This is a genomic window from Aneurinibacillus sp. XH2 (genome assembly GCF_001439585.2).
Lineage (GTDB): Bacteria > Bacillota > Bacilli > Aneurinibacillales > Aneurinibacillaceae > Aneurinibacillus > Aneurinibacillus thermoaerophilus.
Genome location: NZ_CP014140.1, coordinates 966,211 through 978,220, shown reverse-complemented (window position 1 = coordinate 978,220; position 12,010 = coordinate 966,211). Strand labels below are relative to the sequence as shown.

The following is a 12,010-nucleotide window of genomic DNA, read 5'->3' as shown; positions in this document are numbered from 1 at the left end:
AAAATGCCGACATTCCTCTACGCCATTAAAATGACGAGCGTCCTGTCGGCATGAACATGAAGAAATCTCAAATCATTTGCCATCAAACTACCGTTCTATTTTATACTCGCTTCTACCTCTTTCACCATTTCTGAAACCGAAACGAGTCCTCCACCGGAAAGATACCAGTAGTTAGGGTCTAAATATACAACATGACCATTTTTATAGGCTTTGGTGTTTTTCACCAATTCATTTTCTACAACTTGTTTAGCAGACGATTGACCACCTACAACCGCTCCCCTATCGATAACAAATAGATAGTCGGGATTTTTTTCAACGATATATTCAAAAGAAATGCTCTTGCCATGAGTAGATGCTTGAATATTTTTATCGGCCGGAGTAAAGCCAAACTCATCATGAATAATACCAAACCGGGAACTTGGTCCAAAAGCGCTAACTTTGCCGTCATTCGCCAATATAATGAGGGCATTTTTGCCTGTAGCAGATGCTTTTTCTTTTAATTTTTTAACATCTTCTTTAACTTTTGCTAGTTCTTTTTCTACCTCTGACTCTTTGTTAAAAATCTTGCCTAATGTTTTAGCATTCTCTTCAAAGGATTTCATATATTTCTTTGTATCTACTCCTAAATAAATCGTTGGAGCGATTTTCTTAAATTCATCATATAATTTTGACTGTCTTCCGGAAATAATAATTAAATCCGGGTGAAGCGCATTAATTTTTTCAAAGTCTGGCTCTAGCAAGCTGCCTAAGTTTGCATACTTATCATCTTTAAATTTTGCAAGATACGGAGGAAGATGGCTTTTTGGCAAACCCGCTACTTCGATTCCTAACTTATCTAAAGAATCTAATGTACCATAATCAAAAACAACAACTTTCTCAGGATTTTTCTTTACTTTCGTTTCGCCTAATTGATGCTTGATTGTAATTTCTTCACTTTCTTTTGTCGGTTCTGATCCCTTCGACACCTCATTGGAACGATTTGAACCGCATGCAACAACAAGCGTTGCTAAAACGGCAATGATGAAAAACATAAATGCTTTCTTCATTTTTTCACCCCTACTAATTTTTTATTTAACATCGATGATGTCGCATATTCGTATACATGAGCCATACCGTAAACCATTTTATTCGTATCGCTGAAACTCATACCTTTTTCTACCAATATGTCGAAATATCAGTGTACATTCAGATGGGTATCTCTCGTAATGTTACGATGATAATAGTAATCATTACGAAATTCCTTCCATACGTATGAGTGTTGCATACGTTTAGCTTTTCAAAAGGAAAAGTTTTTTAGGGTATGACTCCTTTATACTTTTTGCGAAATCATCGAAATTAGCAAACTGAATACAATGATTTACTTAAGAAAAGTAAACGCAAATTTTATTGTCATTTATGTCCTCGATCTCAATATCCATATCATAAATTTCCTTTAATACGGAATGATCGATAATCTCATCGGTAGTGCCTTCTCTTACTATCTTCCCATCTTTGAGTGCAACGATATCATCCGAATAACAGGAGGCAAAGTTAATATCATGTATAACGATAACGATCGTTTTGCCCAATTCATCAACCAATCTTCTTAATATCTTCATAATTTGAACAGAGTGCTTCATATCCAAATTATTGAGCGGCTCGTCCAAGAGAATATACTCCGTATTTTGGGCAATAACCATAGCAATATATGCTCTTTGTCTTTGACCTCCACTTAATTGATCAAGATATTTGTTTTGTATATCCTCCAACCCCATATATCGAATCGCTTCATCAACATGTTTCCAATCCTCTCTAGAAAGTCTTCCTTGAGAATAAGGAAAGCGTCCAAAAGAAACTAATTCTCTAATCGTTAATCGAAGACCAATATGGTTGGATTGCTTTAGAACCGATATTTTCTTTGCCAAATCATTACTTTTATACTGACTAATCTCCCTATTATCTATGTAAATTTCTCCTTCATCCTTATGTATAAGGCGGCTGATCATAGATAATAGCGTACTTTTACCAGCTCCGTTCGGCCCAATAAAAGAAGTAATCTTCCCTTTGGCTATTTTTACCGATACATTGTCCACTACTTTTTTGTCGCCGTATTTTTTAGAAACATTTCTTACATCTACCATGATCGATTCTCCCTTAATAGTAGATATATAAAGTAAACGCCACCGATGAAGTTGATAATTACGCTTAATGTTGTGGAGAAGGTGAAAACTCTTTCAACAATCAATTGTCCACCGACTAATGCAATGATACTGATGAAAATTGAACCTAAAATTAAATATTTATGTTGATACGTTTTTAAAAACTCATAGGTGACATTCACTACAAGCAGTCCTAAGAAGGTGATGGGGCCAACCAAGGCCGTTGAGATTGAAATAAGGATAGCCACTACGATTAATAGCCTTCTTACAACATAATCATAATCTACCCCCAAGTTTATGGCCTGTTCTCTTCCCAGTGCCAATACATCCAAGTATTTGGTAAGCCTTGAAAAATAAACGGAAACGATGAACACAGAAATACTGGCAATTACGAGAAGATCAGTATTAATATGATTAAAACTGGCAAACATCTTATCCTGTACGATCTGAAATTCATTAGGATCGATGAGCACTTGCATAAAAGATGATAAACTTTGGAATAATGTTCCAAAAATTAAACCTATCAATAACAGAAAATAAATATTTTGCTGTTCTCTCTTAAAGAGTAATTTATATAACACTCCCGAAAACAGAATCATTAAGCCTACAGAAATCACAAAGTTAACATTACTGTTCATCATTGTTAGCGTAGCAGATCCAAATATGAAAATAACAAAAGTCTGTATTAACATATATAACGAATCTAAGCCTAATATACTCGGGGTCAAGATTCTGTTATTCGTAATGGTCTGAAATACTGTTGTCGCAAAAGCAATTGCCCCCCCGGTTAGCATAATCGCCAGCACCTTCTTTATTCTTCTCGGAAGGGCATAATCCCAATTTCCACTAAGATCTATAAATAAAAAAAGTACAATGAGTATTGCTGCAATAATAGCAAGGACACCTGTTTTAGCTTTATAACCCATATGCCTTTCTCCTCATCAGTAGATAAACAAAAATACCACTTCCTATGATTCCAACTGTAAGACTGATTGAAATCTCGTACGGATAGATAACGATACGACCGAGTATGTCACAGAACAGGACAAATACCGCCCCTAATAAAGCTGTATGAGAAAGACTTTTTTTCAAATGATCGCCTCGGTATATCGTGACAATGTTCGGGATAATAAGGCCTAGAAAAGGAATCATCCCTACTGTCAGTACTACTGAAGATGTCATTAAGGCTACAATAATCAATCCTATATTTACCACTTGCTTATAGTTCAGCCCCAAATTTTTTGAAAAATCCTCGCCCATTCCTGCTACAGTAAATTTATTGGCAAAAACATAGGCGATGATGAGCAAAGGAATACTAATATACAAAAGCTCATATCGGCCTTTCATAATCATTGAAAAATCACCTTGTAACCATGAAGACATATTCTGAATTAAATCATACTTGTAAGCAAAAAAAGTCGATATGGAGCTGATAATATTACCAAACATCAATCCTACCAACGGTATGAAAATAGTATCTTTGAATTTTATCTTCTCTAAAATTTTCATAAACAGAAACGTTCCAAGCAACGCAAAGATAAAAGCAACGAGCATCTTTTGCAAAGGACTCGCCGTCGTGAATATCATTAAGGAAACCAAAATTCCTAATCTGGCGGAATCCATCGTTCCAGCCGTAGTCGGAGATACGAACTTATTCCTGCTTAGCTGTTGCATAATTAAGCCGCATATACTCATACTTACGCCGGCAATAATAATGCTAATAAGACGAGGAAGCCTGCTTACCAATAAAATTTGAGCTTTATCGTCCGTTAAATCAAAAATATCTAAAGGTGATATATCTTTTACACCAATAAAAATAGAAATGAATGACAAAACAATGAGTGTAATAAATAAATATCTTTTTTTCATGACTTTCCCTTTTCTTTTGGTAACTGGTAAGTTTTATGTATGGAATTCATGCTATGATAGAGCAAAATTAGAGATAATGATATTCATTATCATTATTGTTCGCAATTAATATTATAGCATGTCATTGGAATAGATCAACACTGTTCGACATAGCACATCTAAAGAAATGCACACGCATCACACGCTCGTTACGGTAAAGCGCAGAAGCAGAGTTTTATTTTTCGTTAGTGTTTTGCATGTCTGCTTACGCTTATTTTATCGTGGCCATTCATACACGATGATTCACAATGACGATGGGGAATGTTAAGATAAAAAAGAAAAGAAGGGCCTAGTTAACTCCCCTCTCTTTTATGCACTGCTATTGACATTAGAATCTCATTTTCAATGCACCGTGCGGCATATGTAGCTAGTTTTGTTCCTTTGCTTTTCTTGTAGCTTTCGATGGCTTTGATGAGACCGATAGTGCCGATGGAGATAAGGTCTTCGCTGTCTTCCCCTGTGTTTTCAAATTTCTTGACGATATGAGCCACCAAACGCAGATTGTGTTCAATCAACCTGTTTCGCGCATGCTTATCTCCTTCTGCCATTCGTTCCAGATACATATTTTCTTCTTCTTCACTTAACGGTTGCGGAAACGCATTATTTTTGATGTATGACACGAACAGCATCAAGTCTCTGAAAAACATCGTGATTACCGTAAGTAACCCTGCCATCGCGTTCACCCCCAGATTATTCGCCCTTATCTTCAGCCTATGAGGCGAACGCCTATCGCGTGCCTGTACGTTGTTCAGATGTAATCTTAATTTTTTCGTAAAAAAACAAGTGGTTTCACTTTGTAAGCCACGGAATCACAAACGGGGCAAGAAAAGAAACGAAAATTCCGTTGAGCCCCATAGCTACTCCAGCGATCGCTGCCTGAAGCTCCCCCTCTGCTGCGGCTTGCGCAGTTCCGATCCCATGAGCCTGCGTGCCAAAGGCAAGCCCTCTAGATAAAGGATGATAAATCTTCATTTTATTCATAATCCAAGGACCTGTCATGGCCCCTACCATTCCTGTTAATATTACAAAAATAGCGGTCAGAATCCCATCTCCGTGAATGATTGAAGCCACCTCGATAGCAATAGGGGTCGTGATAGTTTTTAAACTCATGGAACGAATAATTTCAGACGATAGATGCAGGCTTTTTAACAGAAAAACGGTCACCATTATACTAACTAGGGAGCCGGCTAACAACCCTGCAAATGAAGGAATGATATTTCGAAATAAAACTTCTCGGTTTTGATATAACGGGATAGCAAGTGCCACTGTAGCAGGACCCAAGAAAAAAGCCAAAACATCCTTTGTGATCTGGTATTCCGTGTAATGAATGTTACTGCATACAAGAACAAAAATAATGAGTAAAGTGCTTACAAACACCGGGTTGGTAAAAGGGGAAGAATATCTTTTATTTAAGAACAGACTCCACATATAAGCTCCAGCCGTTACTGCAAAAGTATATAACGCGATTAATTTATCCATATCGTCGCTCTCCCCTTTGTAGATATTCTTCTTGCTTATGTTCTTTTTTATGGATGAGAAATTGAGAAATACCCCCAGTTGTGTAAATTCCGATCCATAAACTTATCAAAATAAGAAGCAAAAAAATCCAGCCTTGATGTAAAAAAAGATGCCCATAATTCATTAATCCCACCGCAATCGGAATAAAAAAGAGAGATAAATGCTTTAACAAAATGGAAGAACCTTCTTTAACCCAATGTAATGGTACAGCTCCCATCATTAATAAAAGAAAAAGAAGTAACATCCCGATCAAATTTCCGGGTAAAGGAAGACAGGAAACCTCAACAATGAGATTTCCCAGTTCATTAAGCCCGCACAAAAATAAAATTTGAATGGACATCCGAAGGGCCAATCGAATCTTCCCCTTCACATCTCCCACCCCTATCTATAAATTTAAGTAATATTTATCATTTGGATTTTTACTTTAAATATAAAAACTTCAGGATAGGGCGCAAACCCTATCCTGAAAGCAAACCAATATCCAGGCAAAAATTTGATTTCTATTCTAACATTAAGCACCAAAAAAAGGGCATTCCTACAGGGATACATTCATTTTAATTGTTCTTTTATTCTTCCATATTATTTATGCACCGTTCACAAAGATGTAGATAGGATTCGTATTGTTCTCTAATTTCACAGCCGCATTCAATGCATTCTTTTTTCGGAAGATTCTTGTGGAATTCCGATTCCATTTTAGATTCCTCCAGTTTGCTATTTATTGCCCAGTGCTGTATAATAAATAAGAATTATCTATAAAACTCATCAGCCTAGATAGTAGAAAAAGTGAATTAGGCTTTGGTGAACTGTTCGGCTTCTGTTGAACCGGCAAGCGCGATCGTGGAAGAGGTTCCGCCGCTAATAACTTGAGAAACTTCATCAAAATAACCGGTACCAACTTCGCGCTGATGCCTTGTCGCAGTGTAGCCGTATTCTTCAGCAGCAAACTCTGCCTGTTGCAATTCGGAGTACGCCGCCATACCGCGCTCTTTATAGCCACGAGCCAAATCAAACATACTATAGTTAAGAGCATGGAAGCCGGCGAGGGTAACAAATTGGAACTTGTATCCCATTTTGCCTAGTTCAATCTGGAATTTTGCGATGGTTTCATCATCCAGCTTCTTCTTCCAGTTAAAAGAAGGCGAGCAGTTATAGGCAAGCAGTTTTCCAGGGAATTTTTCATGAATCGCTTCGGCGAAGCGTCTTGCCTCTTCAAGATTAGGTTCAGAAGTTTCACACCAAATCATGTCCGCATATGGTGCATATGCAAGTCCTCTGGCAATCGCCTGATCAAGACCTGCTTTAGTCCGGTAAAATCCTTCCGGAGTACGCTCACCCGTAATGAACGGAGCATCATACGGATCGGCATCGCTAGTAATTAAGTTTGCTGCGTTTGCATCTGTTCTGGCAATTAATACAGTCGGAACTCCCATTACATCGGCAGCCAATCGTGCGGCAATGAGGTTGCGAACAGCGGTTTGTGTTGGCAGCAGAACTTTACCACCCAGGTGTCCACACTTCTTCTCAGAAGATAATTGGTCTTCGAGGTGGACGCCAGCTGCACCTGCTTCAATCATGGCTTTCATCATTTCGAATACGTTTAACGGGCCGCCAAATCCTGCCTCAGCATCGGCAACGATTGGAGCAAACCAATAGATATCATTTTTTCCTTCCGCATGATGAATTTGATCTGCACGTTGCAGAGCCTGATTAATACGCTTTACGACATGCGGTACACTGTTTGCCGGATACAAGCTCTGGTCAGGGTACATATGTCCGGCAAGGTTCGCATCAGCAGCAACCTGCCAGCCGCTCAGGTAGATAGCTTTTAACCCGGCTTTTACTTGTTGAATGGCCTGATTTCCCGTTAAAGCGCCAAGCGCATTAATATAGTCTTCAGTATTTAAGAGATGCCAGAGACGCTCAGCACCCATGCGGGCAAGTGTATATTCGATTTGAATAGAGCCACGGAGCCGAATTACGTCCTCTGCTGAATATGGTCTCTCAACCCCTTTCCAGCGATCATCTTTCCAGCTTTCCTTTAATTGGGATACATAATGTTCTTTCAACATAATCTCTTCCACCCTTTCAAAAATTAATCAATATATTTATAACCAGGGAGAGTTAAGAAGTCTTCAAACTCATCGTCCAAGATAAGTTTGGAGAACAACTCACTCGCCAGCTGATATTTACCGGAATAATAACGATCTTCCCCGACAGTTTTTTCGATTTTTACTAATTCCTCAGCAAGCAGTTGCTTGAATAACTCAGTAGTAACCTTACGTCCGTCATCAAGGATTCCTTTTGGATGACGAATCCACTGCCATACCTGCGCCCGAGAAATTTCTGCCGTAGCCGCATCTTCCATAAGGTTAAAGATTGGAACAGCGCCAGAACCACGAAGCCAAGCTTCAATATATTGAATTCCTACACTAATATTGGTACGTAATCCTTCCTCTGTAATAGCTCCTTCAGGTACAGCAAGAAGATCCGCAGCCGTCACCTGTACATCCTCACGTTTTTTGTGAATTTGATTTGGTGTTGGCATTAATTCATCAAATACTTCCATTGCGACCGGAACCAATCCCGGATGAGCCACCCAAGTTCCATCATGACCATCTCTGGCTTCTCTTTCCTTATCCGCACGCACCTTGTTAAACGCTTCTTGGTTCGCTACCGGGTCGCCTTTAATTGGAATTTGGGCTGCCATACCACCGATTGCCGGAGCATTCCGTCGATGACAGGTTTTAATGGTCAATTGCGTATAGGCCCTCATAAACGGTACTGTCATGGTAACTGTTGCACGATCGGGCAGGATTACATGTTGTTGATTACGAAACTTCTTGATGTAGCTGAAGATATAGTCCCATCGACCACAGTTTAGTCCCGCTGAATGTTCACGTAATTCGTATAGAATTTCATCCATTTCGAATGTTGCTAAAATCGTTTCGATAAGAACGGTCGCTTTAATTGTTCCCTGCGGAATTCCCAGCTCCTTCTGCGCCAAAACAAACACATCATTCCAAAGTCTTGCCTCCAAATGGCTTTCCATCTTCGGAAGATAAAAGTATGGCCCTGTTCCATTCTTCAAAAGAGTGTGGACATTATGATAAAAGTAAAGACCGAAATCGAACAAACTGCCGGAAACAGGTTCCCCATCGACCAGTACGTGCTTTTCCTCCAGATGCCATCCACGCGGACGAACGATTAATGTTGCAATGTTTTCCTTTAATGCATATCGCTTGCCTTCAGGGCTTACAAACTCAATCGTTCTTCTAATCGCATCCCTCAAGTTAATTTGACCTTCAATCGTATTCCTCCAAGTTGGAGAATTAGCATCTTCAAAATCTGCCATAAATATCTTCGCACCCGAATTAAAGGCGTTGATTACCATCTTGCGATCCCCTGCCGGTCCGGTAATCTCTACCCTTCTGTCTTGCAGATCCCATGGAAGAGGCGCAATGGTCCACGAACCGTCACGAATATGTTTAGTCTCCGGTAAAAAATCCGGCATTTTCCCTGCATCAATTTCTTTCTGTCTTTCTTCACGTTTCCGGAGCAAAGAAATCCGTGTCTTATTGAACTCCCTTTGCAATTTAGCTACAAACCCCAGCGCTTCGGGTGTAAGAATCTCGGCATATCCTTCAGGTACCGCTCCAAGAACCTGAACGCCTATCGGGTAAGTTGTCGTACCCATAAATCAAAAACCTCCTATCCATGACTTTTTACTTGCAGGTTATATTATATAACAGTTTCCGATTTGTTGTTTTTATTATATTACAGAGATTTTGTTTCGGCAATAATTTTTTATTTTTTTTTAGAATCGAATGAAAATTAAAATCGCATTCGTTCAAAATCTCTATAATAAGTAAAAAGAGACATCATCATTCATCCTGTGTAAAAATAGATGTACTCCCAACCATTTTTACACAGAAAAGAATGTTAGATGTCTCATGCATATGGCATAGCATCACCAGAAAATTAACAACCTATTTCGTGCGTCGTGATGGCCGCTTCATTTCTCAAAAGCAGTGATGAGCTATTTGTTATACATTTACACATTAGAAAAGTGCAAGCACTTCTTTGGCTTTGTTTCTATTATTCCGATCACAACTTATATTGCGCTGAACTTCTAAGGTTCTAATTTGGGCAGAGGCATAGGCCTTCAAAGTAAAATCGGTCTCATGATTGGAAATAAGGACTGGAATGTTTCGGTCTGCCAGTTCTCTTGCGATGCGCGCCAGTTCGAGTTGCTGTTCCTTGCCAAAACCGCCTGCGCTGTAAGTTGTAAATAGCGCTGTTTCCGATAAAGGCACATATGGAGGATCGCAATATATAACATCGCCTTCTTGGGCGGTATACATTGTATCCGTAAAACCGGCGCAAACAAATGTAGCTCTCTTTGCCTTTTCATAAAAATAATGCATTTCCGCTTCCGGAAAATACGGCTTTTTATAACGTCCGAACGGAACATTGAACTTGCCGCTGGTATTATAGCGGCAAAGACCGTTATATCCGTGACGATTCAAATATACAAATAAAGCTGATTTTACCGTAATATCCTGTTCACTGTTAAATCGTTCCCGTAATATGTAATACATCTCTTCAGAATTATGTTCCGGCGTAAAAAACGACTTGCAGAACTGTATAAATGCCGGCCCTTTTTCCTGCAATGTCTTGTATAAATTGATTAAGTCCCGGTTTATATCTCCCAGTAGGTATTCATCATATTCTATATTTAAAAAAACTGCGCCGCTGCCAACAAACGGCTCAATCAGGCGCCGGGTTTTGGGAAGCAATTCTTTAATATGAGGGACCAGCTTATATTTTCCCCCTGCCCACTTCAAAAACGGCTTCAAAGGGGTTTCCTCCTTACCATTCTGATCAGAGAACAATCTGTATATGCAAAATAAGCAATCATGAAAATATGTAAGAAAAACCTGCAAGCATTGCCGCGCTTCCTTTACCATGAAAAAAGCCCCCTCTTGCATGATACGGGGGCCCCGTTCTTTGCTAGTAGTGGTTCTGGCGTTGCAACGCAAGCATAGTCAACTTGTCTTTCAGCTCTTGTTGCATCTTTTCGATCTCCGCTTCGGCCTGGCGGCGCTTCTCACGCCCCTGACGCTGAATATTCAGCGTTTCCTCCAGCGTTTCCAAAAGATTCGCCTGCGTTTTCTTCAACGTACTGATATCGACAATTCCTCGTTCATTTTCTTTGGCAATTCCGATAGCGTTCATTTTCAGGAGTTCCGAATTTTTCAGCAACAGCTCATTTGTGGTGTCAGCGACCTGTTTTTGCACCTCGAGCGCCTGTTTTTGTCTGTGCAATCCGATGGCAATAACCAGCTGGTTTTTCCAAAGCGGCACAGTTGTGAGAATAGAGGATTGAATCTTTTCCACCAATACCTGGTTATTGTTTTGTACCAGCCGAATTTGTGGCGCCGATTGGATGGTAACCATACGGGTCAATATAAGGTCATGGATTTTCTTCTCCAAACGGTTGATAAGTTGACCCATATCATTCAATTCCTGTACATCCGCCGGATCCTGGGACGCTTCAGCCTTCCGTTTCAACTCTGGCAGGACTTCGCGCTCAAGCTCCTGCAATTTCAACTGGCCTGCAGCAATATATAAATCCAGCTGACGTACAAATTCCCTGTTTTTTTCGTAAAGTGTGTCCAACAGAGAAATATCTTTCAACAATTGCGCATTCGCTTTATTCAATTGACGCGTAATCGTCTCTATCTGGCTGCCCAGCTTTTCATACTGAGCCACTAACTTTTTCCCGGAATTCACAAGGGAACCGAGCACCGGCATTTTAGAAAGAAATCCTCCTCTTCTGCCGGATAATGTATCGGTGTCTACCTCTTTAACCTTTAGCATTAATTCTGTTAGCGCTTGTCCTACTTCACCGCTGTCTTTGGCACGCACATGATCGAGAACAGTATCGGAAAAACGGGAAATTTCACTCTGCAATCCTACGCCATATTGTAATATAGACATACTATCTTTTACTTCAATCTGTTTCGCCAGTTCCTGTACTTTCTTCCGTTCTTCTTCCGACAAGGACGCAATGTCGAACTGCCCGTTTCCCAAGGTAGCAGCTTCTGTTAACGATAAAAAATCCGCATGCTGGCGATCATTTGTGTTCGATAAGTCATCCATCCCTATCACCTCCCAATATATAAGCCACAAAGGCATTTGTAATTATAAACGATACAACCATAAAAAAGTTCCCTTTACTATTCAATTATAGCGTATACATACAATAAAAAAACGATAGAAATCATGGATTCCTTTATTCAATGCCAATGGCAAACATATTGCCAAAGAAACTATTTTCTTCCTTGTGCGTCTATATAATTGAACATGTTCTTCACTTCCTATTATAGTCGTGATGTAAAATTATAAAAAAACTTTCACTAAAAAACAAGATAACAAGGGAGAGG

The 12,010-nt window shown here is 39.5% G+C and carries 11 protein-coding genes and 1 pseudogene; all 12 read right to left on the bottom strand.

Annotated elements, in window-relative coordinates; translation table 11 throughout:
- Positions 1-95: 95 nt before the first annotated feature.
- A complete protein-coding gene (locus ACH33_RS04755) occupies positions 96-1,046 on the bottom strand; it encodes a siderophore ABC transporter substrate-binding protein (protein ID WP_057900460.1) in 951 nt (316 codons plus the stop codon).
- Positions 1,047-1,361: 315 nt separating this feature from the next.
- Complete coding sequence (locus ACH33_RS04750; RefSeq protein WP_057900459.1) at positions 1,362-2,120, bottom strand: iron ABC transporter ATP-binding protein; 759 nt, start codon at positions 2,118-2,120, stop codon at positions 1,362-1,364.
- The gene (locus ACH33_RS04745; protein ID WP_057900458.1) at positions 2,114-3,064 is read right to left on the bottom strand and encodes an iron chelate uptake ABC transporter family permease subunit; all 951 of its coding nucleotides are present in this window, start codon (positions 3,062-3,064) and stop codon (positions 2,114-2,116) included. Before ACH33_RS04745 ends, ACH33_RS04750 begins: the two co-directional genes overlap by 7 nt.
- Positions 3,054-4,007 (bottom strand): ABC transporter permease, encoded by a 954-nt coding sequence (locus tag ACH33_RS04740; RefSeq protein WP_057900457.1) that lies wholly within the window; start codon positions 4,005-4,007, stop codon positions 3,054-3,056. The genes ACH33_RS04745 and ACH33_RS04740 overlap by 11 nt, the downstream gene beginning before the upstream one ends.
- 344 nt (positions 4,008-4,351) lie before the next feature.
- A pseudogene (locus tag ACH33_RS04735) lies at positions 4,352-4,720 on the bottom strand (sigma-70 family RNA polymerase sigma factor); the annotation flags it as partial.
- A 115-nt stretch (positions 4,721-4,835) separates the two neighbouring features.
- Entirely contained in the window at positions 4,836-5,525 is a 690-nt protein-coding gene (locus ACH33_RS04730) for an LrgB family protein (protein ID WP_057897997.1), read from the bottom strand.
- A complete protein-coding gene (locus tag ACH33_RS04725; RefSeq protein ID WP_139184918.1) occupies positions 5,518-5,904 on the bottom strand; it encodes a CidA/LrgA family protein in 387 nt (128 codons plus the stop codon). The genes ACH33_RS04730 and ACH33_RS04725 overlap by 8 nt, the downstream gene beginning before the upstream one ends.
- 226 nt (positions 5,905-6,130) lie before the next feature.
- Positions 6,131-6,256, bottom strand: coding sequence for a protein YhfH (yhfH, locus tag ACH33_RS18555; RefSeq protein ID WP_082705893.1), 126 nt, complete (start codon positions 6,254-6,256; stop codon positions 6,131-6,133).
- A 96-nt stretch (positions 6,257-6,352) separates the two neighbouring features.
- On the bottom strand, positions 6,353-7,633 hold the full coding sequence (gene aceA / locus ACH33_RS04720) for an isocitrate lyase (protein WP_057897995.1): 1,281 nt from the start codon (positions 7,631-7,633) through the stop codon (positions 6,353-6,355).
- 23 nt (positions 7,634-7,656) lie between these two features.
- Positions 7,657-9,258: a malate synthase A gene (aceB, locus tag ACH33_RS04715; protein WP_057897994.1), complete on the bottom strand. Its 1,602-nt coding sequence runs from the start codon at positions 9,256-9,258 to the stop codon at positions 7,657-7,659.
- A gap of 364 nt (positions 9,259-9,622) precedes the next feature.
- Positions 9,623-10,420 (bottom strand): Dam family site-specific DNA-(adenine-N6)-methyltransferase, encoded by a 798-nt coding sequence (locus ACH33_RS04710; protein WP_236781964.1) that lies wholly within the window; start codon positions 10,418-10,420, stop codon positions 9,623-9,625.
- 154 nt (positions 10,421-10,574) lie between these two features.
- Positions 10,575-11,726, bottom strand: coding sequence for a toxic anion resistance protein (locus tag ACH33_RS04705; RefSeq protein WP_057897993.1), 1,152 nt, complete (start codon positions 11,724-11,726; stop codon positions 10,575-10,577).
- Positions 11,727-12,010 lie beyond the last annotated feature (284 nt).